We start from the raw sequence: 24,242 nt of genomic DNA on the forward strand, positions 1-24,242 counted from the left end.
CGGCCACTTTATGTCAAGGCAATCAATTGTTGTATGGTCATATAACGGCAGCTTGTTGGGCGTTTTGAAAAAATGGCAAAGCGTCTTTACGCAAAGAAATTACCCGTTTACCGAACCATTGCGCCACCGCGCTATGTTGGTTGGGGATGTGGGGATAGAGTGGAGAAGACCCTGAGGGCGCGCCGCGCCAAGAGGGCCGGCGCCCAGGGGAGGGGAGTCACACATGAACCAGACCAGGCCCGTCGTCGCGAAGAGCGGCGACGCGCTCGACATTACCAACGACGACCTGTATCTCATGGCCAACGGTACGTGGTACCGCAGCTATGACAAGATGGGCGCGCATCCCGCCACGCTAGGCGGCGTGGAGGGCTACCGCTTTGCCGTCTGGGCCCCGGACGTGCGCAGCGTGCACGTCGTGGGAGACTTCAACGGCTGGGACACCCAGGCAAATCCGCTTGCGCCCACGCCAAGCGGCGGCGTGTGGTGCGGCTTCGTGCCCGGTGTCGGCGGCGGCGAGCTCTACAAGTACGTGATCGAGACCAACGCGGGCGAGCTGCTCTACAAGGCGGACCCCTACGCGTTTGCCTCCGAGCTTGCCCCCGGCACCGCCTCGCGCACCGCGGTCGAGCCCAGCTACCAATGGGGAGACGCCGCCTGGCTCGAGAGGCGCTCCACGCACGACCACATGCACGAGCCCCTCAACATCTACGAGGTGCACCTGGGCTCCTGGAAGCGCCATGGCGACGAGCCGCAAGGACAGCCGCGCCCGGACGGCACCTGGCCCGGCCCCATGGACGAGTTCCCCGCCCAGCGCGGCCGCTACTACTCCTATGACGACCTCGCCAGCGAGCTCGTGCCCTACGTCAAGAAGATGGGCTACAGCCACGTCGAGCTGCTCCCCGTGATGGAGCACCCCTTCGACGGCTCGTGGGGCTACCAGGTCACGGGCTACTTTGCCCCCACCGCCCGCTTTGGCGAGCCTGAAGGGCTCATGCGCCTCATCGACGCCTTCCACCGCGAGGGTATCGGCGTGATCCTCGACTGGGTCCCCGGCGGCTTCTGCGCCGACGCCCAGGGCCTCGCCATGTTCAACGGCTCGATGCTCTACGAGCGCGAGATTCACCCCAACTGGGGCACCCACAAGTTCGACTTCGCCCGCGGCGAGGTCCGCAGCTTCCTGGTCTCCAACGTCCTGTACTGGCTCGAGCGCTTCCATGCAGACGGCATCCGCATGGACGGCGTGTCGAGCATGCTCTATCTCAACTTTGGCGTCGACAACCCGGCCGAGAAGCGCTTCAACTCCAAGGGCACCGAGGAGGACCTCGACGCCTCCGCCTTCATCCGCCAGGTCAACGCCACGGTGAGCGAGTACCACCCCGACGTCATGATGATGGCCGAGGAGTCGACCGCCTGGCCGCTCGTGACCTACCCGCCGGCCGACGGCGGCCTGGGCTTCCACTACAAGTGGGACATGGGCTGGATGAACGACACCCTGCACTACCTGCAGACCGACTTCCCGTGGCGCCCCGGCAACCACGGCCTCATCACCTTCTCGATGATGTACGCCTTCAACGAGAACTTCATCCTGCCACTCTCGCACGACGAGGTCGTCCACGGCAAGTGCTCGCTGATTACCCGCCAACCGGGCGACCAGTGGCGCCAGTTCGCGGGCCTGCGCACGCTCGCGCTCTACCAGATGACGCACCCCGGCGCCAAGCTCAACTTCATGGGCAACGAGATCGGCCAGTACATCGAGTGGCGCTACTACGAGTCGATCCAGTGGTTCCTCGCCAAGGACTTCGAGGCCCACGCCAAGCACCAGCACTTCGTTGAGGCACTCAACAACTTCTACCTTGAGCAGCCGGCGCTGTGGCGCGAGGCCTACGAGTGGGACGGCTTCGAGTGGCTTTCCGCCGATGACTCCGAGCACTCCATCGTCTCGTTCGTGCGTCGCGGCAAGGGCGAAGACGAGCAGCTTGTCGTGGTGCTCAACTTCGACGTCAACTTCCGCCCCAGCTGGCGCGTTCCCGTGCCCGTCGAGGGCGACTACGCGGAGCTCTTCAACTCCGACGCCACCGAGTTCGGCGGTTCGGGCCAGCTCAACGCCGGCACCATCTCGAGCCGCCCGGAGGACTGCGACGGCCGCGACAACTCCGTCATCATCAACGTCCCGCCGCTGGGCGGCACCATCCTCAAGCGGGTGGGCCCCTCCAGCTACGTGGTGCCCGCGCAGATCGCCGAGGAGGAGCAGCCCGAGCCCAAGCCGGCCAGGAAGGCCGCCAAGGCTGCGACGGGCGCTCCCAAGGCCGCCCGCAAGCCGCGCAAGCTGCCTGCCAAGAAGGGCGCCAAGAAGAAGTCACCCAAGCGCGCCAGGGGGAAGGCCTAGGCCTTGAGTGCGCGCAAGAGATAGCGGCGCGCAAGCGCCGCACGACCGCAAGGAGACTGCATGATCGACCACATCTTCGAGAACTCAGAGGCCTTCGCCGGCGAGTACCGCGCTGAGCTCGAGGCTCTCGTGGGCAAGGACTTCAAGGACTGCACCACGCAGGAGCAGTACCAGGCCCTCGCCCGCCTCATCGCCCGCAAGGCCAACCGCGAGTTTGCGACCTCTGACTCCGAGAACAAGAAGAGCGACAAGAAGAAGGTCTACTACTTCTGCCTCGAGTTCCTGCTCGGGCCCCTTCTCGACAACTACCTGCTCAACTATGGCGTCCGCGACATCGTGAAGCAGGGCTTGGCCGAGATGAACATCGACCTCGAGGAGCTCATCGCCCAGGAGGGCGACCCGGGCCTGGGCAACGGCGGTCTGGGCCGCCTCGCCGCCTGCTTCCTCGACTCGATGGCCGCCGAGGGCATCCTGGGCTTTGGCAACGGCATGCGCTACCACTACGGCCTGTTCAAGCAGCAGATCGTAGACGGCCGCCAGGTCGAGGTCACCGACAACTGGCTCGATAAGGGCTACCCCTGGGAGACCAAGCACCCCGAGAGCAGCGTGCTCGTCCGCTTTGGCGGCGAGGTCGTGCGCCATGAGGACGAGAGCGGCCACTACTGGTTCACCCAGGAGGGCGGCGAGCTCGTCAAGGCCGTGCCCTACGACGTCCCGGTCGTGGGCTACGAGGGCAAGACCGTGAACCGCCTGCGCCTGTGGAGCGCCGAGCCCGCGCACGAGGACTTCGATCTCGACGCGTTCAACGCCGGCGACTACGCCAAGGCCGCCAAGTTCCGCACCGACGCCGAGGCCATCTCGGAGATCCTCTACCCCAACGATGCCGGCGAGCACGGCCGCATCCTGCGCCTCAAGCAGGAGTACCTGTTCGTGGCCGCGGGCCTCGCCTCGATCATCCGCAACTACAAGTACGATCACGCCGACGCCGGCTGGGAGCGCTTCCCGGACTTCGTGGCCATCCACACCAACGACACGCATCCCGCGATGTGCGGCGCCGAGCTCATGCGCCTGCTCGTCGACGAAGAGGGCCTGGACTGGGACGCCGCGTGGGACATCACGACCCGCACGATCTCCTGCACCAACCACACGGTCCTGCCCGAGGCGCTCGAGAAGTGGCCCATCGAGACCTTCCGTCGCCTGCTGCCGCGCCTGTACATGTACGTCGACGAGATCAACCGCCGCTACGTCGAGAGCTTCTCGCACGACATCGACAACTGGCAGGAGAAGCTGCGCAACACCGCCATCCTGTGGGACGGTCAGGTCCGCATGGCCAACCTCTCGGTCATCTGCAGCCACTCGGTGAACGGCGTCGCGGCGCTCCACACCGAGATTCTCAAGCGTGAGACCCTGCACGACTTTTACGAGCTCGTTCCCGAGAAGTTCAACAACAAGACCAACGGCATCTCGCCGAGGCGCTTCCTGGGCAACGCCAACCCGAGCCTGTCGGCCCTGATCACCTCCAAGGTCGGCAACGGCTGGCTCAAGGACGCCGACGAGCTCTCCAAGCTCTCCGCCTACTATGGCGACGACTCGTTCCTCGACGCCATGAGCGCCTCGAAGCGCGAGAACAAGGTGCGCCTGGCCAAGTACGTGCTCGAGCAGACCGGAGTCGAGATCGACCCCGACTCAATCTATGACGTGCAGGTCAAGCGCTTCCACGCCTACAAGCGCCAGCTGCTCAACATCTTCAAGGTCATGAGCATTTACAACCGCATGCTCGACGACCCGAGCTACAAGCCGCACAAGACCACGTTCATCATCTCGGGCAAGGCCGCGAGCGCCTACACGTTCGCCAAGGAGGTCATCCGCCTCATCAACTCGGTGGCCGACGTCATCAACAACGACCCCCGCGTCAACGAGTACATCAAGGTGGCCTTCATCCCCAACTTCGCCGTCTCGAACGCCCAGCTCATCTACCCCGCCGCCGACATCTCCGAGCAGATCTCCACGGCCGGCAAGGAGGCCTCTGGCACCTCGAACATGAAGCTCATGATGAACGGTGCCATCACGCTGGGCACCCTCGACGGCGCCAACGTCGAGATCGCCGAGCTCGCGGGCATGGAGAACGAGAAGATCTTTGGCATGAGGGTCGAGGAGGTCGAGGCCCTGCGTGCGAGCGGCAACTACTTCGCGTGGGACGTCGTCAACGCCGACCCCAACGGCATCGGCCGCTGCGTGCGCCAGCTCACCGACGGCACCTTCGCGGGCCTGTCGGGCAACTTCAACCAGATCTACGACGAGCTCATGGGCAACAACGACTACGACCTTGTCCTGGCCGACTTCGCGAGCTACGTGCAGGCCTGGGAGGAGCTCACTGCCTCCTACGACGACCAGCGCAGTTGGCAGCGCCGCGCCCTGCACAACATCGCCAACTCCGGTCACTTCTCGAGCGACCGCACCATCAGGGAATACGCCTCCGACATCTGGGGGCTCAACTAGCGACCGTCCGGGGCGACGCCGCGCGCGGCGCCCCTCAAGCCGCACCAGTAGGAAATCACCCGCAAAAGAAGGGGGAAGGACATGAGCAGCAAGGAAAGCATCGCGATGCTTCTCGCTGGTGGCCAGGGAAGCAGGCTGCTTGCGCTCACGCGCAACATCGCGAAGCCGGCCGTCTCGTTTGGAGGCAAGTACCGCATCATCGACTTTGCGCTGTCGAACTGCGCCAACTCGGGCATCGACACGGTGGGCGTGCTCACGCAGTACCGCCCGTACCTGCTCCACTCCTACATCGGCACGGGCGAGGCCTGGAACCTCGACTCCCGCGACGGCGGCGTCTCGATCCTGCCGCCGTACGCCACCGAGGCAGGCGGCAACTGGTATGCCGGCACGGCCGACGCCATCTACCAGAACATCGGCTACATCGAGAGCTATGACCCCAAGTACGTTGTCATCCTGTCCGGCGACCACCTGTACCGCATGGACTACAGCAAGATGATCGAGAGCCACGTCGCTAACAACGCCGACCTCACGATCTCGGTCATGCCGGTCGACTGGGCCGAGGCCTCGCGCTTTGGCATCATCACCAAGAACGACGACGACTCGGTGGCCAAGTTCACCGAGAAGCCCAACAAGCCAGACTCCAACCTCGCCAGCATGGGCATCTACGTCTTCAGCAGCGACGTGCTCATCAAGGCGCTCAAGGAGGACGCGCTCGACGCGCAGTCCGAGCACGACTTTGGCAAGAACATCATCCCCAAGCTCCTGGCCGACCAGGCGCGTATCTTCTGCTACGAGTTCCACGGCTTCTGGCGCGACGTCGGCACCATCTCGAGCTACCACGAGACCTCGATGGACCTGCTCGGTCCCAACCCCGAGTTCGACCTGTTTGGCAAGGAATTCCCGTTCATGACCAACGCCCCGGTGCGCCCGCCGCACTACGTGGGCCCCGACGCCGTGATCGAGGACGCCATCGTCGCCAACGGCTGCCGCGTTGAGGGCACGGTGCGCCACTCGGTGCTCTCGACCGACGCGGTCGTGGGCCCGCGCGCTGTCGTCGAGGACTCGGTGCTGTTCCCGGGTGCCGTCGTGAAGGAGGGAGCGCACGTTGTGCGCGCCATCCTGGGCGAGCACGCGGTGGTCGAGGCCGATGTCGAGCTCGGCAGCGTTGACGTTACGAAGGACACGGCAGTCATCGGCGACGAAGTCGTCGTTGGGAAGGGGGAGGAGTAGGCCATGGAGACCGCGGTCGGACTCATCACCACTAACTATTCCGTCAAGCACCCCAGCGCGCTCACGAAGTCGCGCCCGGCGGCATCCGTGCCGTTCCTGGGTCGCTACCGCTTCGTCGACTTCGCGCTCTCGAACATGGTGAACGCCGGCATCAACACCGTGGGCGTCATCATGCCGTTCAACTACCGCTCGATCGTCGACCACCTCTACACCGGCAAGGACTGGGGCCTCGACCGCAAGAAGGGCGGCATGTTCCTCATGCCGGGCTCCGCGTTTGGCACGAGCCGCAAGGGCCCGCGCTTCCTGCTGCGCGACCTCATCTCCAACCGCGTGTTCCTCGAGAGGGACACGGCCACCAACGTGGTGGTCTCGGCGGCCAACATCATCTACAACTACGACTACCGCGACCTCATCCGCGCGCACAACGAGTCTGGCGCAGACATCACGCTGCTCACCAAGACCTACCGCTGCGAGGCCGAGGACGTCTCGAGCGTCTACACCGAGGACGGCTGCGTGCGCGGCTTCACCTACGGCACCCGCTACGGCGACGAGGGCTTCCTCGACTGCTTCGTGATTCGCCGCGAGAAGCTCCTCGAGCTCATCGACCGCTACTCCAACGTCGACTACCTCGACCTGTTCGAGGCCCTCGAGCCCGACCTGCCGCAGATGGATATCCGCGCCCACCGCGTCGACATCTACACCGGCACGGTCTTCGACGCGCGCATGTACTACAAGCGCAGCCGCGAGATGCTCGATCCGGCCATCATCGACCAGCTGTTCCCGCCCGAGCGCACGATCAAGACCAAGGCGCACGACAACCCGCCCGCCAAGTACGAGGCCGGCTCGCACGTCACCAACAGCATCGTGAGCGGTGGCTGCCACATCATGGGCACCGTCGCCGACTCGATCCTTTCGCGCAACGTCGTCGTCGAGCCGGGCGCCACGGTGCGCGGCTGCGTCATCATGAACGACTGCGTCATCGGCCGCGGCGCGCGCATCGAGAACGCCATCATCGACCGCGACAACAACATCTCCGCCGGCACCGAGCTGCGCGGCACGCCCGACAACGTCCTGGTGAAGGAAAAGGGAGGCGATCGCTAGTGGCCGGCCGCACCCGCCGCAAGCTTCGCATCCTGTACTGCGCCTCCGAGGCCGCCCCGTTCGTGAAGACCGGCGGCCTCGGCGACGTGGCCGGCTCGCTGCCGCGTGAACTGCGTCGTTGCGGCGCCAAGGTGGCCGTGATGATGCCCAAGTACAAGAAGATCGACAAAAAGTGGCGCGACGCCATGCGCCACGTGGGCGACTTCTACATGAACCTCGGCTGGCGCACGGTGTGGTGCGGCATCGACCACCTCACCTACCACAGCATCGACTACTACTTCGTCGACAACGAGGACTACTTCGGCCGCGACTCGGTCTATGGCGACTTCGACGACGGCGAGCGATTCGCGTTCTTCTCCAAAGCCATCACCGAGTCCATCGGGCGCATTCCGGAGCTCAACGGCATCGACGTGCTGCACTGCAACGACTGGCAGACGGCCATGGCCTGCGTCTTTTTGCGCGAGTTCTACCGTGGCCTGCCCGGCTACGACAACGTGAAGACCGTCTTCTCGATCCACAACGTCAAGTTCCAGGGCCAGTACGGCGAGGACGTCATGAGCGACATCTGCGGCCTTGCCGACACCGCGGCCGCGGGGCAGCTCTACGTGGGTCCCAAGACGATCAACTTCATGAAGGGCGCCCTGCTCTATGCCGACACCATCACCACGGTGAGCCCCACCTACGCCGAGGAGCTCAAGCTGCCGTTCTACGGCGAGGGCCTCGAGGGCATCTTCCAGGAGCGCGCCTGGAAGCTCCACGGCATCCTCAATGGCATTGACCTGCAGGAATACGATCCGCACATGGACACGGGCATTGCCCAGAAGTTCTCGGCCGACGACCTGTCTGGCAAGGCCGCCTGCAAGGCCGCCCTGCAGCGGGAGCTGGGTCTCGAGGTCGACCCCACCCGCCCGCTCGCCGTCATGGTGAGCCGTCTCACCAAGCAGAAGGGCTGCGACCTGGTGCAGTACGCGCTGGGCCGCCTGCTCGACCGCTCGGTGCAGGTTGCGGTGCTAGGCACGGGCGACAAGCAGTACGAGGACTCGCTGCGCTACTTCGACTGGAAGTACAAGGGCCAGATGTGCGCTCGCATCGACTTCGACTCGGCACTGTCGCACCGCATGTACGCCGGTGCGGACCTCTTCCTCATGCCAAGCCAGTTCGAGCCCTGCGGCCTGTCCCAGATGATCGCCATGCGCTACGGCACGCTTCCCGTCGTGCGCGAGACGGGCGGCCTCAAGGACTCCGTGCAGCCCTACAACAAGTTCACGGGCGAGGGCACCGGCTTCTCGTTTGCCAACTTCAACGGTGATGAGTTCGCAGACTGCGTGCTCGATGCCTGTGAGGTATTCTGGACTGACAAGGGCGCCTGGGAAGGCCTCGTGAAAAACGCCATGGGCGCCGACTTTGGGTGGCGCCGTGCCGCGAATCAGTACCTGGACGTGTACCACGACCTTCACCCCGAGGTGATTCCCTACAACAAGAAACGAAGTCGCTAGGGTTCCCGCACTCGCGGTCGAGCCCCGGCCGCGAACGAGCGGGGATGAAGTTGCATGTGGGCCTATCACGATTCGCGTGACACCCTCTATAGGAATCCGTACGGCGCCGCCCCCGTGGGCGGCGCCGTCGTGCTTAAGCTCGACGTGGGTGGAGACCGCGACGCCTCGGCCACGCTGCGCACCTGGGTCGACGGCGTGGGCGAGACCTTCGTGCCCATGGTGGGCGAGCAGCTCGAGGACCGCGTGCGCTTCTCGGTCGAGTATGCCTGCGAGCAGCCCGCACTGGTCTGGTACTCGTTCGTGATCGAGCGTGGCGACGGCCGCGTGCTGCGTTATGGCGCGCGCGACGGCAAGACCGGCGGCGAGGGCGTGCTGTGCGAGTGGGAGCCGCCCTCCTTCCAGCTCACGGTCTACGAGCCGCGCGAGGTCAAGCCCGCCTGGTTCACCTCGGGCATCGTCTACCAGATTTTCCCCGATCGCTACCGTCGCGGCGCCGACTGGCGTGCTCGCGTGGAGCTGGCGGGCCACCTCCACGAGAACGACTCCGCTGACGGCGTGGTAGGCACGCGCCGTAATGTCGTTGAGCGCTGGGACACCGAGCCCGCCTACGCCAAGGACGAGGCCGGCCGCGTGACCACGTGGGACTTCTACGGCGGCACCCTCGAGGGTATCCGCGACGATCTGCCGCGCCTGGCCGACATGGGTATCTCGACGCTCTACCTCAACCCCATCTTCGAGGCGCGCAGCAGCCACCGTTACGACACGGCAGACTTCATGCAGGTAGATGCTATGCTTGGCGACGAGCAGGGCTTCCGTGACCTGTGCGCCCAGGCTGCTGAGCTGGGCATCTCCATCGTGCTCGACGGCGTCTTCAACCACGTGGGCGCAGACTCGCGCTACTTCAACCGCTACGAGACCTATGCCGAGCCGGGCGCCTGGCAGGCCCACACCCAGGGCGAGAAGAGTCCCTATGCGGACTGGTTTGGTTGGAAGGACGACGGCACCTACGACGCCTGGTGGGGCGTCGACGACCTGCCCGCCATCAATGAGTCCAATCCCGGCTACCAGCGGCTCATCTGCGGAAAAGACGGCGTGGTGCGCCACTGGCTTGCCGCCGGCGCGCGCGGCTGGCGCCTCGACGTGGCAGACGAGCTTCCCGACGAGTTCATCGAGCAGATCCGCGCGGCCGCCGCGGCCGAGCGCGCCGACGCCCTCGTGCTGGGCGAGGTCTGGGAGGATGCCTCCAACAAGGTGAGCTACGGAAAGCTCCGCCGCTACCTTCTGGGAAGCGAGCTCGACTCGGCCATGAACTATCCCTTCCGCGACGCGGTGCTCGGCTTTCTGCTGGGCACCACGAGCGCGCCCGACGCCGCCGAGAGCCTTGCCTCCATCGCCGAGAACTACCCGCTCGAGGCCCAGGCCGCCTCGCTCAACCTCCTGTCGAGCCATGACCGCCCGCGCCTCATGAGCGTGCTGGGCGGCGCCCTGGGCCACCCCGACTGGCAGCCCTGGCCCGACGACTTCCCGGGCCGCCTCACGGATGGCGAACGCGGCCTTGCCAAGGGCCGCTTCTGGCTCGCGACCCTCATGCAGATGACCTACCTGGGCGTTCCCAGCATCTACTACGGAGACGAGCTGGGCATGGAGGGCCTGTCCGACCCCTACAACCGCGGACCCTACCCCTGGGCGAGGGGCGACGCCGGCGCGAGCGGGGAGGCCGTGGGCGAGCTCGTCACCGGCGACGCCGACTGCCGCACGATGTATCGCAACGTCATCCAGCTGCGCCGCAGCCTGCCCGTGCTCACGGACGGCCTCGTGCGCCCCTTTGCCCCGTGTGACGACGTGCTGGGCTGGTGGCGCCTCCCGCAGGGCGGCGAGGGCATGAGCGCGTGCGTGCTCGCGAACCGCAGCCTCTCCGAGTGGCATGACGTCTCGGTCGAGGACCGCGGGGCCCGCGCGAGCGAGGTCATCGGCGGCGCCGAGCTGCGCCGCGAGGGTGGCCGCGTGGCGCTTACGCTGGCACCCCTTGGCAGCGCGGTCATCGTGTTCGACGACGGCGCGGGGCTGGCCCGCCCGCTCGAGACGGGCGCGGGCGTCGTGTGCCACGTGACGTCGGTCCCCAACGGCGGCAGGCCCGGCACGCTGGGTACTCCCGCGCGCGCCTTCGTCGACTGGCTCGAGGCGAACGGCCAGCGCTACTGGCAGATCCTGCCGGCCAACCCCACCGACGGCTTTGGCTCGCCCTATGCGGGCACCTCGGTCTTCGCCGGAAACGAACGCCTGCTGGCCGTGCAGGGCGAGGAGCTGCGCGCACGCATGGAAGCCTTCGAGCCCGACGCGGTGTACGAGGAGTTCATGCAGGCAAACGCCGAGTGGCTCGACCCCTATGTGTGCTACGCGGCCATCGCCGGGCTCACGGGCACCGACGCCTGGCAGACCTGGCCCGAGCGGTGGCGCCGCTACACGCCCGAGCTGCTCGACGACCCGCGCCTGGCAGACGGCATCCGCCTCCATCGCTTCGCCCAGTGGGAGTTTGAGTGGGAGTGGATGGACCTGCGCGCCTACGCCAACGCGCGCGGCGTCCAGATCATCGGCGACATCCCCATGTACGTGGCCGCCAACTCGTCAGACGTCTGGGCTACGCCCGAGCAGTTCTGCCTCAACGCCGACGGTAGCGCGAGCCTGCAGGCGGGCACCCCGCCCGATGCGTTTGCCAAGGATGGCCAGCTGTGGGGCAACCCCTGCTACCGCTGGGACGCCATGCGCGCCGACGGCTATGACTGGTGGATGCGCCGCCTGGCCCGCACGTTTGCGCTCTATGACGTCACGCGCCTCGACCACTTCCTGGGCTTCCAGAACTACTACGGCGTGCCCGCCGGCAAGGGTGCGCTCGAGGGCGCCTGGCACGAGGGCCCGGGCATCGAACTGTTCCGCCGCGCCCACGAGCTGCTGGGGCCGCTGCCGATCATCGCCGAGGACCTGGGCTCGGTTACGCCCGCGACCCGCGCGCTGCTCGCCCAGGTGGGCTGCCGCGGCATGGACGTGCTGCAGTTTGCCGATGGCGACGTGCGCGGCGGCTGGCAGCCCAAGGCCGGTAAGGTGGCCTACACCTCGACGCACGACACCCAGACGCTCGTGGGCTGGTGCGCCGAGCGCTTTGGCCTCGGCGAGCCCGCGGCCCGCGAGCTGGCCGACCGCCTCATGAGGCAGACCTACGCCTCGGCCGCCGACGTCGTGATGTGCACGCTGCAAGACGCGGCGCTGCTGGGAGACGACGCCCGCATGAACGTGCCGGGCGTGGCCGAGGGCAACTGGAGTTGGCAGGCGACCGACGAGCTGCTGCCCTCGGCCGGCGCCTACCTGCGCGAGCTGGGCGCCGCGCGGGGTTAGACCGCCAACTGCAGCGCCCCTGCCCGGTCGCCCGTGCCAAACGGTACAATCGCAGGCATGAGACCAGTGCGCGCCGACCCCACACCCACGGGGCCGGCCGCTTTGCATGCCGAGGGGTTGCCCATGCTCATCAACCGCGTATCGCGCCAGCTGCTCGCCGCGTCCGAGCTGCTTGGGGCCATGTCTGACCTGCGCTGTGGCAAGGACGTCGTCCTGTCCGTCTCGCAGAGCGCCCGCACGCTCGTGCTCGCGAGCGTCTGGGCGGCCGACCCGCGCCCCTGCCTGTTCGTGGTGTCGGGGGAGGAGGCGGCGGACCGCGCGGCCAAGGCGCTCGCCGCCTGGCTGGGCCAGGACCTCGTGCTGCGCTATCCCGAGCGCCGCGACCTGCCCTGGAAGACCGACGCCGCCGACGACGCCGTCATCGGCGCGCGCACCGAGGCCATCGGCCGCCTCGCCTGTGGCGACCCTTGCGTCGTGGTGGCCTCGGGCCGCTCGCTTTTGCGCCGCGTGCCGCCCGTGGGCTCGGGCTACTGGGCAAGCTCCACCTTCTCGGTGGGCGACGAGGTGCCCTTCGAGGACGTGGGCGTGTTGCTCGTGGGGCTGGGCTACGCCGACGTGGGCGAGCTCGACGGCCCCGGCACCTTCCACATTCACGGCGACGCCGTCGACGTGTTCCCCTCGCAGGACACGGTGCCCGTGCGCATCGAGTTCTTTGGCGACGAGATCGACCGCGTGAGGCGCATGGTCGGCGCCACCGGCCAGACCATCGGCGACCTCGAGAGCGTCACCGTGCGCCCCTGCCGCGAGCTCGCCCTCACCGACGAGACAATCGCCCGCGCGCGCAAGGCCCTGTGGACCGACGCCCAGGCGAGCACCGCCGTTGCCGCCGACCTCGAGCTCATCGAGGCGCGCAGCCCCGAGCCCTCGCTCGACCGCTACCTCGCCGCCCTCTACGGCAAGACGGCGAGCCCGCTCGAGCACATCGCGGCCGAGACACTCGTCTGCCTGGCCGAGCCCCGCTCCCTGTTCGACGACTGCACCCGCGCCTCCGACGAGGTCGAGCAGCTCGCGAGAAACGCGGGCGCTGAGACCGCCGGCCTCTACACACTGCCGCGTGAGCTCGACTTTGGCTCCCAGCAGCGTCTCTCGTTCGCGAGTATGCTGCGAGCCGGCACCTCCGTCACCGCCGAGCTGCCCATTCGCCAGCCGGGCATCGCCGGCTCCGACACGCGCCTTCTGGGCCGCGTGCGCCAGCTCATCAACGACAACTGCGCGGTGCTCTTCGCCGTGCCCGACCGCGCCACGCGCGAGCACCTCGAGCTCAACTTTGGCGACGAGCACATCATGTTTGGAGAGTCGCTGGCCCAGGCCGCCGAGAACGGCGTGCCGGCCCTCGACCCGTCTGCTAACGACCCCGCCGCGGCGCCGCCCCTGCCTCGCGGCCAGGTGACCTTCATCGACGCCGCCGTGCCCGCGGGCATTGTTGCCCCCACGGCCAAGCTTGCTGTGCTGTCGGTGGGCGACCTGTCGGTGCGCATGGCCCGCCACCGCGCCCGCCGCCGCGTCGACCCCACGAGCATCACGTTCCCCTTCAAGCCCGGCGACTACGTCGTCCACGCCACGCACGGCATCGCGCTGTTCGCTGACATCGTGCGCCAGGAGGTGGGCGGCAAGGAGCGCGACTACTTCCTGCTCGAGTACGCGGGCCAGGACAAGCTCTTCGTGCCGCTCGAGCAGGTCGACCGCATCACCCGCTACGTGGGCCCCGATGGCTCGAGCCCGCGCCTCACGCGCCTCAACACGGCTGACTGGTCGCGCGCAACAAACAAGGCGCGCAAGAACGCCAAGCGCCTCGCCTTTGACCTCGTCGACCTCTACACCCGCCGCGCGAGCGTCCAGGGCCACGCGTTTGCCCCCGACACGCCCGAGCAACAGGAGATGGAGGCCTCGTTTAGCTACGAGCTCACCCCAGACCAGAAGACCGCCGTGGCAGACATCAAGGCAGACATGGAGACGGCCCGTCCCATGGACCGCCTGCTGTGCGGCGACGTGGGCTTCGGCAAGACCGAGGTGGCCCTGCGTGCGGCCTTCAAGTGCGTGGCTGAGGGCCGCCAGGTCATGGTCCTGTGCCCCACCACGATCCTTGCCCAGCAGCACTACGAGACGTTCTTCAACCGCTTTGCCCCGTTCGACTTCGAGGTCGACGTCATGAGCCGCTTCCGCACCACCAAGCAGCAGAGGCTTGCCCTCGAGGGCTTCGCGAGCGGCAAGATCTCGGTGCTCGTGGGCACGCACCGCCTGCTCTCGAGCGACGTCAACCCCCACGACCTGGGCCTCGTCATCGTCGACGAGGAGCAGCGCTTTGGCGTGCAGCACAAGGAGCAGCTCAAGAACATGCGCGAGCAGGTCGACGTGCTCACCCTGTCTGCCACGCCCATCCCGCGCACCATGCAGATGGCGATGAGCGGCGTGCGCGACATGAGCATGATCATGACCCCGCCGCCGGGCCGCCTGCCGGTCAAGGTGACGGTGGGGGAGTACGACCCCGACGTCGTCTCGGCGGCGATCCGCGCCGAGCTCGCGCGCAAGGGCCAGGTCTACTACGTGTCGAACCGCGTCAAGACCATCGACGAGGCGGAAGCCCGCGTGCTCGAGGCCGCGCCCGAGGCCCGCGTGGGCGTGGCGCATGGCAAGATGAGCGCCAAGCAGGTCGAGGACATGATGATGAAGTTCCAGCGCGGCGAGATTGACGTGCTGGTGGCGACCACCATCATCGAGAGCGGCATCGACAACCCGCACACTAACACGCTCATCATTGAGGATTCGCAGCGCCTGGGCCTCGCGCAGCTCTACCAGCTCAAGGGTCGCGTGGGGCGTGGGCGCACGCAGGCCTATGCCTACTTCATGTTCCCCGGCGAGCGCCCGCTCACGCCCGAGGCCACCGAGCGCCTCACGGCGATCAACGAGTTCCAGGAGCTGGGCAGCGGCATGCGCGTGGCCATGCGCGACCTCGAGATCCGCGGCGCGGGCTCGCTCATGGGCGCCGAGCAGCACGGCAACCTCTCGAGCGTGGGCTTCGACCTGTTCACCCAGATGCTGGGCGAGGCCGTGGCCGAGGCCAAGGGCGAGAGCGGCGAGGAACTCGCGAGCAGCGAGGTCAACATCAACCTGCCGGCCGACTTCTACCTGGCCGAAGAGTACCTGCCCGAGGTCGATCGCCGCGTGCTCGTCTACCGCAAGCTCGCCTGCGCCGTGGAGCTCGCCGAGGTCGACGCGCTGCAGAGGGAGTGCGAGGAGAAGTTCGGTAGCCTGCCGCAGGCGGCCAAGAACCTCTTCGACCGCACGCGCATCCGCGTGCGCGCCCAGCGCCTGGGCGTGGCGAGCGTGTCGGTCGCAAGCGGCCGTCTCATGTTCCAGGGACTCAAGTGTAACCGCGACCTCACGCTCAGGCTCAAGGAGCAGCGCGCCCTCGTCTATCCCAAGACCGAGAAGGTCGCCTATCCCATAGCCCGCGGCAACGCCGACGTCGTCTCGCAGGCCCTCGCGGTCCTGGAGCTCGCCGGCGGCGACGACGAGCCCGAGGAGTAGCGCCTGCGCTTCTCTCATGCAATGTGTGGCAAACGCGCCTAAAACTCGCTCTTGGCGGCGATAATTAGGCGCGTTAAGCACGCACTGCGCGGCCGGCGCCCGCTTGGGCCGGGCCGCGGGAGAGGAGCACCCATGGCACTCGTCACCAACCCCCAGGCGATCGACTCCGCGGCTTCTGCCGCCGCCGCGTTCGAGGCCGTTGCCAACAAGCCGTTCCCCACGGACATCTTCGAGGCCCCGCAGCTGCGCTGGGCCGTCATCGGCTGCGGCGTCATCGCCAACCAGATGGCGCAGGCCCTGGCGCTTGCCGGCCGCCACTTCGTGGCCGTGCAGAACCGCACGCGCTCAAAGGCCGACGCCTACGCCCGGCGCTGGGGCGTCGAGCGCGTCTACGACACCCCCGAGGAGCTCTACGCCGATCCCGAGGTCGATGTCGTCTACATCACCACGCCCCACAACACCCACATCCAGTTCCTGCGCGGTGCCCTGGGGGCAGGCAAGCACGTCCTGTGCGAGAAGTCCATCACGCTCAACTCCGAGGAGCTCGCCGAGGCCCAGGCCATCGCCGACAAGAACCACGTGCAGCTCATCGACGGCACCACGATCTTGCACATGCCGCTCTATCGCGGCCTCATCGCCCGCGCGATGGCCGGCGACTTTGGCAAGCTCAACCTCGCCACACTCAACTTTGGCAGCTACAAGGACTACGACCCCACCAACCACTTCTACAATCCCAAGCTCGCCGGCGGCGCCATGCTCGAGATTGGCGTCTATCCCGTTACGCTCGCCCGCCTGTTCTTGGTGAGCCAGCCCGTTGACGTCATCTCGATCTGCAACGCGTGCGAGACGGGCGTCGACGTCACGAGCGGCATCGTCATGCGCAACGCCGAGATGCAGATGGCCACGATCACGATGTCGCTGCACTCCAAGCAGCCCAAGCGTGCGATGCTCTCCTTCGAGGACTGCTACGTCGAGATCATGAACTACCCGCGCGCCGACCGCGCCACCATCACCTGGACGGCCGACAACCGCCGCGAGGAGATTCACGTGGGCGAAGAGGCCTACGCGCTGTGCTACGAGGTGGCAGACCTCGAGCGCGCCGTCGCGGGGGATGCGGTCGAGGACGCGATGATCGCCTATACCACCGACGCCATGGCCATCATGACGCAGCTGCGCCGCCAGTGGGGCGTGCGCTATCCCGAGGAAGAGGGCCTGGCGTAAGGGTCGCGTCAGGGTTATGGGAGGACACCGTCTCCGGCGCTACACTGGGCGCAAAACCAAGGAGAGGAAACGAGTATGACTGCAGCAAACATCGCGTCGTTCATCCGCGGCGCGCACCACCTCGTCTATCGCCCCGACGGCCTCGTGAGGCCGTCGCGCATGTCCGACAAGCAGATGGACGCCGCCAAGGAGGCCGGTCGCGCCCGCGCCGCGAGCTACACGGCCGGCGTCACGATTGACCTGGTCACCGATGGTGATGAGGTCTCGTTCGACTGCTCCGTCGTGCGGCCCCTGCACCTCGAGAGCGCCGCCGTGCGCGAGACGATCGAGCTCGCCCGCGGCCGCGGCGACGACCGCGAGCCCGAGGCGGGCCTCGTCGACGGCATCGACCTGTACGTCGACGGCGCCTATGTCCTCACGGCCCCCGTGGCAGACGGCCCCGTCACGCTGTGCTTCCCCAACGAGGGCCACGCGCCCGCCCACGTGGTCGTCTACCTTCCCTGCCTCATGTCCGTTGCGGTGGGCAACCTCTCGACCAACGGCAGCCTCGAGCGCGCGCCCGAGCGCGGTTACCTGCTCGCCCTGGGCGACTCGATTACCCAAGGCTACGTCGTGGGGCAGCCCGGCGGCACCTGGCCGGCGCGCGTCTCGCGCGTGCTCGGCCTCGACCTCGTGAACCAGGCCATTGCCGGCCATCACTTCGACGCGCACACCCTGCGCGGCATGAAGCTGCTGCGCGAGAACCCGCCCGCGGCCATCGTCGTGGCCTACGGCACCAACGACTGGTCGCACACCGCAAGCGGGGCCGAGCTCGTGGAGAATATGAGCCGCTACCTCGCCAAGCTCGCCGACCGCTTCCGCGACACGCCCATCTTCGTGCTGAGCCCCGTCTGGCGTGCCGACGTCGACGAGCCGCGCGCTTGCGGTCGCACGCTGGTCTGGGTCGCGAGCATCCTGTGTGACGAGTGCGCCCGCCTGGGCCTCACCTTCGTCGACGGCACGGACCTCGTGCCGGCCGACCCCTCGCTCTATGCCGACGGCCGCCTGCACCCGGGCCTCGAGGGCGCCCGCCACATGGCGGCCGGCGTGGTCGAGAAGCTCTCCGAGGCCGGGCTCGTCGAGCTCCTGGGCGGCGACCACGACGGCCCCCGCGCACGCGCCGATGCCCAGACGAGCCTGCGCGCCGACGCCCCCGGCCGCCAGCGCGAGCTCGAGCAGGCCGTCCGCACGATCTGGCGCCTCTGCCAGCCCGACGGCTGCCCCTGGGATCGCGTCCAGACGCACGAGAGCATCAAGAAGAACATGATCGAGGAGGCCTACGAGGCCGTCGACGCCATCGAGGCGCACGACCCCGCCCACCTGCGCGAGGAGCTGGGAGACGTCCTCATGCAGGTGCTGCTCCACGCCCAGATCGCCGCCAACGCCGGCGAGTTCACGTTTGCCGACATCTGCCGCGACCTCGACGACAAGCTCGTGAGGCGCCACCCGCACGTGTTTGGCTCGGGTGTCTCGGCCAGCGACGCCAACGAGGTGCTCGACATCTGGAGCAAGGTCAAGCTCGAGGAGCGCAAGGGCGCGGCGGATGCCGAGGGCGAGGCCCCCACGAGCCTGCTCGACGCCGTGCCGCGCGCCCTGCCGTCGCTCATGCAGGCCCAGAAGATCTCGAAGAAGGCTGCCGCCTGCGGCTTTGACTGGGAGACCACCGAAGACGTCTGGGCAAAGGTCGACGAGGAGCGCGCGGAGTTCTCGAACGAGGACCGCGGCAGCGAGGCTGCGGCCGAGGAGCTGGGCGACGTCCTGTTCAGCCTGGTCAACGTCGCCCGCAAGGAGGGCGTCGACGCCGAGACGGCGCTGCGCCTGAGCTGCGACAAGTTCCGCTCGCGCTGGTCTGCCATGGAGGGGGCGGCCCGCGAGCGGGGAGCCGTTCTCGAGAACCTCTCGCATGATGAGCTTGAGGAGCTTTGGGCCCAGGCCAAGCGCGAGGGCTAAACTGTTGCCTGTTTAACTGAAGCGAGTAGACGCGCCCGCCCGGCTTCCCGGACGGGCGCGACCTCGCAGGCATGTGTTCGACCGCAGCAGAAACGAAGCAGGAACATTCATGACCGATTTCTCCAGCCAGCCGCAGCGCCCGCGCTACGCGAGCCATGAGCGCCCGCGCGGCGCCGAGGGGTCCGCGCGCTACCGCGCCTCCGACAACGCGCGCGTTGCTCGCCCCACGCATGCGCGCGACCATGCCGTTCGGGGGCGCGACCAGGCGCGCGGCCGCGTTCGCGAGCGCGCCTCCGAGCAGGGCCGTGTCCATGCCTCGAGCCGCGTGGCCTCGCGTGGCCGCGAGCGGGGCGCCGCCAAGGCCTCTCCCGCGCAGGCGGTTGTGGGCTGGTGCTCCTCGCACCTCATGCTGTGCATCGTCGCGGGCATCATCGTGGTCGTGCTGGGCGCGCTCTACTCGCCCGCCAAGGCCCTCTACGGCGCGCGCCGTACCAACGCCGTGCTCGCCCAGCGCCTCGACGCCGCCACCTCGAGCGCCCAGACCCTCCAGAGCGAGGTCGACTCGCTGATGACCCGCGAGGGCATCGAGGACGAGGCACGCCGCCGCGGCTACGTCCAGGAGGGCGACACCGCCGTCGACATGGACGGCGTGACCGACTCGGGCAGCGCCACGACCGACGAGAGCGTCACCAACGACTCGTCCGCCACGACCGATGAGGAACCGACGCCCTGGTACACCTCGGTGCTTGACTTCATCTTTGGCTATGACCCCTCGACCCAGGGAGTTGGATAGATGGGACGCGTCGCCGTCATCGACATCGGAACCGTGACCTGCCGCCTGGGCGTGGCGAGCGTCGCGGCCGGCCACGTCGAAAGCTGCTCCAAGACCTCGACCATCTGCAACCTGGGGGAGGGCGTGGCCGAGACGGGCGCCCTGTCGGCCGCCGCGTGCGAGCGCGTCGTCTCCTGCGTGCGCGGCTACCTCGAGGCGGCCCGCGAGGCCGGCGTCGAGGTTGCCTGCTGCACGCTCACGAGCGCCGCTCGCGACGCCTCGAACTCCGAGGACCTGCTGGGCGCGCTTCGCGGGCTGGGGGTCGACCCGCAGGTCATCCCCGGCGAGGTCGAGGGCTCGCTCACGTTTCTGGGCGTGGCCCAGGACTTCGCGGGCCAGCGCATCGTCGTGGCCGACAACGGCGGTGGCTCCACCGAGGTCGCGGTGGGCACGCTGGGCGCGAATGGCGTTGAGCTCGAGGCGGTTCGTTCGCTCAATGTGGGCTGCCGCCGCTTGACCGACCTGTTCCTCTCGGGTGAGGAGCCGCTTGCCGCCGACGACCTTGAGCGAGCCCGCGCGTTTTGCCGCGAGCGCCTTGCGGGCGAGCTGCCCGGGGGCGCCCCCGCCGTGGCGCGGGCCGGCAGGCTCGTGTGCGTGGGCGGCACGGTGACCACCCTTGTGGCGATCGCCGCTGCGCTCGACCCCTACGATCCCAGCTTCGTGCACCTGCACGACCTCGAACTTTCCGAGGTGGACGAGCTCACCAGGCGCCTCGCCGGCGTGTCCCTCGAGCAGCGTCGCGGCGTGGTGGGCCTGCAGCCCAAGCGCGCCGGCGTGATTGTGGCCGGCTCGGTCTGCGTGGGCGAGCTCATGCGCGCCTGCGGCGTCGAGCGGCTCACGGTGAGCGAGAGCGACCTGCTCTTTGGCCTGTCGCTCGCGGCCGACGCTGCCGCCTGCGGCGAGCCGTCGCCCGTTGCGTGGGCCCCACGGCTCTTCTCGTTGCGCTAAGGTTGTTGCGCCCGGGGGCGTGGCGGAATTGGCAGACGCGGGGGTCTTAAAAACCTCTGCCGAAAGGCTTGTGGGTTCGAACCCCACCGTCCCTACCATCTACACGAAAAGGGCGGCCATCCCATGCGGGGTGGCCGCCCTTCCTGATGTGACAAGGGGGTCAGAGCCCTTTGTCATGCTTGCGTGCGTCCGCTAGGCGTAGCAGGGGACCTTGGCCTCGGTGCAGCTGGGCGCGTTCATGAGGGCAAGCAGCGTGCGCTCGGAGGCCGAGGCGTCGGCGCCCGTGAGGAACGGGACGCCATTGACGTAGGGGATGCCGAGGGTGCCCGAGATGAGCGTCACGGCAATGAGGAAGTCGTGGTCGCCGGCGAGCTCGGGGACGTCGGCCATCTTGCACTGGGTGACGTCGTAGCGGCCGGCATAGCCGTGTGCGTCAAGGAAGCGGCAGACGCGCTCACGAACTAGCGAAGATGTGCAGATGCCCGTACCGCAGGCCATGAGGATGTGCTTCATTGCCGTCCCTTTGAAAACGACAGGCGGTCTGGCTGTGGCTGCGGGCTACGCGATTCGTTTGAGGTGCGTGCGCTCAGACCAGGTTTGTTTTAACAAACGGGTAGTGTAGCCGCTTTTCTCGCTCATGGCTAGTTGTTATATTGCCGCGCCATCTGTTGGCTTGCCTGCGCATGCGCGCTTTACGTCATCGCACTCTTGTGCTGCTCATGCGCGTTTACTGCCATCGTCCCGCTCATTAAGCACCCGATTTTACGTGCCTCAAAACATCGAGCACCCGCTTTTACGTGCTAGATGGCTTGCTAGCACGTAAAAGCGGGTGCCCAGCTTGCCGACACGTAAATATGGGTGCGCGAGAAGGCAAAAAACGGCCCCGTTGCTGGGGCCGTCTCGAATTCAATGGTGCCCCCAGCGGGATGTCCACGTTCGGCTGCGCCGCCCGCGTGCGCCGCGCTGCCTGCGGCGGCTTGCGCGCGACCTCGGCAAACGCTTGGTGCGTTTGCTCGAGCTCGCCCCTCTCGGGTTCGAATCCCGCGTGCGAGGGGAGACGCCCATAAAAACGGCCCCATCGCTGGGGCCGTCTCGAATTCAATGGTGCCCCCAGCGGGATTCGAACCCGCGATATCCACCTTGAAAGGGTGGCGTCCTAGGCCGCTAGACGATGGGGACTGCGCATGTGAGTATATCAGAGCTTGGGCGCACTACCACTACCAGTCGAGGTCGTTGTCGCGGGCAAAGGCGCGTGCCTGCTCGGAGAAGCCGTCCTGGGAGCTGGCCCAGGCGAGGAAGTCGGGCGTATCCATGATGACGGGGTCGCACTCGTGCACCGCGAGCCGGGCCTCGGTGTAGCTGCCGGGGTCAAACGGCGGGCGCGCCGGCAGGTAGGGCTCCACGAACGTGGGCCGCAGCAGGGCGTGGGCGCCGCCGCGGCAGAGCCTCGCGTAGCCCTTGAGCGCGCGCTTTGCCGCGGGGATGCGGCCAAGCTTGAAGAGCAGCAGCGTGCGGGCGAGGTGCATCCAGGCGTTGCCCGCGCGGCCAAACTGGGCGTCGAGGTCATCGAGGCCCTTTTCGTCCTCGAGCCTCGCCAGGCAGATGGCCCAGGTGAAGCGCGCCCCGAGCATGTCGCTGGGGTTCTCCCCAATGATTTGCTCGCAGGTGGCGCAGGCGCCCCGGTAGCGGCCGGTCTCGGCCTGCGCGCGGGCGATGGTGGCAAGCAGGCGCAGGCGCGGGCGCTCGTCGACGCACTCCCACACGTCCTGGCCGGGCTTGGGCTTGGTCATGGCGAGGCCGGCGCTGCGGGCATCCTCCTCGTGCTGGGGCAGCACCTGCGCGCGGGCACCCTGCAGCTTCGCGAGCGAGGTGTCGGGCTCCCTCGAGCGAATCATCGCCATCATCGCAATGGCGTCGTCGGTGCCGGGATAGGTCTCGAAGGCGTGCTCGCAGCGGTTGTGGAGCCGGTCGAGCCTGCTGTCGACGGCCTTGGCGTAGGCCTCGTCGTCATCGATGAGCTCCTCGGAGGCCATGTCGTCCTCGTTGGCGGCAACAGCGCGCACCACCTCGGCAAACGCCCTGTCATCGCCGCGCGTGAGGTAGGTGTCGGGGTCTGCCACCACGGCCTGGCGCAGCTCTGCGTAGGCGTCGTCGGACAGACCGCCCAGCTCGAGGCTCTTGTGCTGGGCGAGGCGGTCGTAGAGCTCCGACCTCAGCTGCTGGCTGGTCCTCACTGCTGGTCCTCCTCTCCAAGGGTGGGGTCTGCGGCGAGCTCGCGCTCCTGCGCCTCGATGACCTCGGGCAGGTTGGCGAGCCATGAGCCCAGCGAGCCGCGCTCGTGGTCGTCGCAGCCCTCCTGCAGAAGCACCGTGGCCTCGGAGGTGGCGAGGATGAGCTCGTCCTCGCTCATGGGCGTCACGCAGATGCGCGCGTAGACGCCATCGGGGAGGTCGTCCTGGCGGCCGAGCGTGGTGCCGGCGTTGGGGTAGGCGTCAAGCAGGTGCCTGACCTCGCGGGCCGCCTCCTCGCGGCTCTCCTGCTTGTAGAGCAGGGCTATGCGCGCGAGCGAGTACCAGGCGGCGCCGTGCGTCGTCTCGGCGCTGGCGAGCAGCTGGCCGTAGCTCTCCTCGTCCTCGAGCTTGGCGTAGGCGAGGGCGAGCGTGTACGAGACGTCGGCCGGGTCGCCGGGCTCGATCGCGAGGGCCTCCCGCGCCTCGTCGATCGCCATGCGGTAGCGGCCGCAGATGAGCGAGGTCGAGGATGCGGCGGCCATCCAGCGCAGGTAGGGGCGCATCGCGAGGGCGGCGCTTGCCTGGGCGAGCTCGGCAAAGGAGCCCCTGGCGCCGGCGAGTGCGGCGTCGCGGGCGCGCTCGCACTGGGCGCGCACCTGCGGGGCGGCCTGGACAAGGTAGTCGTGGTAGGCGGTTGGCGTGCGCGAGTCGGCGGCGGCGATCATGCGGCGCGCGTCGAGGCAGTCGGGGTCGAGCTCGAGCGCCTCGGTGAGCAGCTTGCGCGCCTCGCGAATCGTCTGCGGGGCGCTCACGGCCGTGGCGAACGGCAGCTCGTAGTCGATGAGCTGGGCCGCCTGGGCAACGAGGCCAAACGCGCGGTCGTCGTCGGTCTGTGGCAGCGAGTCGCGCTTCTGGACGAAGCGCCTGCTGAATTCCTCGGCCTTGCGCGCCATGCCAAACGGGTCGCCGGGGTCGAGCGTGGCGGCGTAGCGCAGGCTCAGCCGCTGGAAGTCCTCCTGGTGTGGATCGAGCGCCATGCGCCCTCCCTTCTTCGCTACTCCTATGGTAACAAGGGCACGACCATGCGTCGCAGCGGGCGGGCGGCGCATGCCACCGCCCTCGCGATGCCCCCGTTGACCTCGCTCGATGGCATGTGGCGCTCCCCATGGTCCCCAACCTCGCACTTCGCATAGATTCCGAGAATTGTTGAATACTGTTTCGCGTCCGTTTCGATATCGGGCAACATTTGCCCTGTTCCTTGACGTCGCTCACCGATGTGTCATGGTTTCGAACCATCCACTGGAGACGGCGCGTGGGGATGCGTGCCCAAG

At 67.7% G+C, this 24,242-nt stretch carries 14 protein-coding genes and 2 tRNA genes; 12 read left to right on the forward strand and 4 right to left on the reverse strand.

Translation table 11 applies throughout. From position 1 onward, the window contains the following. Positions 1–223: 223 nt before the first annotated feature. The 12 genes from glgB to Q3866_RS01020 all read left to right on the forward strand — a co-directional run bounded on the left by glgB (position 224) and on the right by Q3866_RS01020 (position 20,778). Complete coding sequence (glgB, locus tag Q3866_RS00965) at positions 224–2,386, forward strand: 1,4-alpha-glucan branching protein GlgB (RefSeq protein ID WP_301828921.1); 2,163 nt, start codon at positions 224–226, stop codon at positions 2,384–2,386. 60 nt (positions 2,387–2,446) lie between these two features. Next, the gene (locus tag Q3866_RS00970) at positions 2,447–4,885 is read left to right on the forward strand and encodes a glycogen/starch/alpha-glucan phosphorylase (RefSeq protein ID WP_301828923.1); all 2,439 of its coding nucleotides are present in this window, start codon (positions 2,447–2,449) and stop codon (positions 4,883–4,885) included. An 81-nt stretch (positions 4,886–4,966) separates the two neighbouring features. Continuing rightward, positions 4,967–6,115 carry a glucose-1-phosphate adenylyltransferase gene (locus Q3866_RS00975; RefSeq protein WP_301828925.1) on the forward strand — a complete coding sequence of 383 codons (1,149 nt, stop codon included), beginning with the start codon at positions 4,967–4,969 and terminating at the stop codon, positions 6,113–6,115. Between the two features lie 3 nt (positions 6,116–6,118). Next, positions 6,119–7,216, forward strand: coding sequence for a glucose-1-phosphate adenylyltransferase subunit GlgD (gene glgD, locus Q3866_RS00980; protein WP_293673678.1), 1,098 nt, complete (start codon positions 6,119–6,121; stop codon positions 7,214–7,216). After that, a complete protein-coding gene (gene glgA, locus Q3866_RS00985) occupies positions 7,216–8,712 on the forward strand; it encodes a glycogen synthase GlgA (protein WP_301828928.1) in 1,497 nt (498 codons plus the stop codon). The genes glgD and glgA overlap by 1 nt, the downstream gene beginning before the upstream one ends. 54 nt (positions 8,713–8,766) lie before the next feature. Continuing rightward, positions 8,767–12,102, forward strand: coding sequence for a 4-alpha-glucanotransferase (locus Q3866_RS00990; protein ID WP_301828930.1), 3,336 nt, complete (start codon positions 8,767–8,769; stop codon positions 12,100–12,102). Between the two features lie 123 nt (positions 12,103–12,225). Further along, positions 12,226–15,690, forward strand: a complete 3,465-nt coding sequence (mfd, locus tag Q3866_RS00995) for a transcription-repair coupling factor (protein ID WP_301828931.1) — start codon at positions 12,226–12,228, stop codon at positions 15,688–15,690. 132 nt (positions 15,691–15,822) lie between these two features. Next, the gene (locus Q3866_RS01000) at positions 15,823–16,911 is read left to right on the forward strand and encodes a Gfo/Idh/MocA family protein (RefSeq protein ID WP_301828932.1); all 1,089 of its coding nucleotides are present in this window, start codon (positions 15,823–15,825) and stop codon (positions 16,909–16,911) included. A 507-nt stretch (positions 16,912–17,418) separates the two neighbouring features. Beyond that, the gene (gene mazG, locus Q3866_RS01005) at positions 17,419–18,900 is read left to right on the forward strand and encodes a nucleoside triphosphate pyrophosphohydrolase (RefSeq protein WP_301829102.1); all 1,482 of its coding nucleotides are present in this window, start codon (positions 17,419–17,421) and stop codon (positions 18,898–18,900) included. Positions 18,901–19,009: 109 nt separating this feature from the next. Next, positions 19,010–19,693, forward strand: a complete 684-nt coding sequence (locus tag Q3866_RS01010) for a hypothetical protein (RefSeq protein WP_301828934.1) — start codon at positions 19,010–19,012, stop codon at positions 19,691–19,693. After that, positions 19,694–20,680 carry a phosphatase gene (locus Q3866_RS01015; protein WP_301828936.1) on the forward strand — a complete coding sequence of 329 codons (987 nt, stop codon included), beginning with the start codon at positions 19,694–19,696 and terminating at the stop codon, positions 20,678–20,680. 13 nt (positions 20,681–20,693) lie between these two features. Then, positions 20,694–20,778 (forward strand) — tRNA-Leu (locus Q3866_RS01020). 94 nt (positions 20,779–20,872) lie between these two features. On the opposite strand, the gene Q3866_RS01025 is transcribed toward Q3866_RS01020, so the two are convergent. From Q3866_RS01025 to Q3866_RS01040, 4 genes are all read right to left on the reverse strand, one after another. Next, the gene (locus Q3866_RS01025; RefSeq protein WP_293674090.1) at positions 20,873–21,193 is read right to left on the reverse strand and encodes a PTS sugar transporter subunit IIB; all 321 of its coding nucleotides are present in this window, start codon (positions 21,191–21,193) and stop codon (positions 20,873–20,875) included. Between the two features lie 589 nt (positions 21,194–21,782). Beyond that, positions 21,783–21,859 (reverse strand) — tRNA-Glu (locus Q3866_RS01030). Positions 21,860–21,897: 38 nt separating this feature from the next. After that, entirely contained in the window at positions 21,898–22,914 is a 1,017-nt protein-coding gene (locus tag Q3866_RS01035; protein ID WP_301828939.1) for a lipopolysaccharide assembly protein LapB, read from the reverse strand. Further along, positions 22,911–23,948 carry a response regulator receiver protein gene (locus tag Q3866_RS01040; protein WP_301828940.1) on the reverse strand — a complete coding sequence of 346 codons (1,038 nt, stop codon included), beginning with the start codon at positions 23,946–23,948 and terminating at the stop codon, positions 22,911–22,913. The genes Q3866_RS01035 and Q3866_RS01040 overlap by 4 nt, the downstream gene beginning before the upstream one ends. Between the last annotated feature and the right edge of the window lie 294 nt (positions 23,949–24,242).

Origin of the sequence: uncultured Parolsenella sp. (assembly GCF_958346945.1) — a bacterium.
In the GTDB taxonomy this organism is placed as follows: Bacteria; Actinomycetota; Coriobacteriia; order Coriobacteriales; family Atopobiaceae; genus Parolsenella.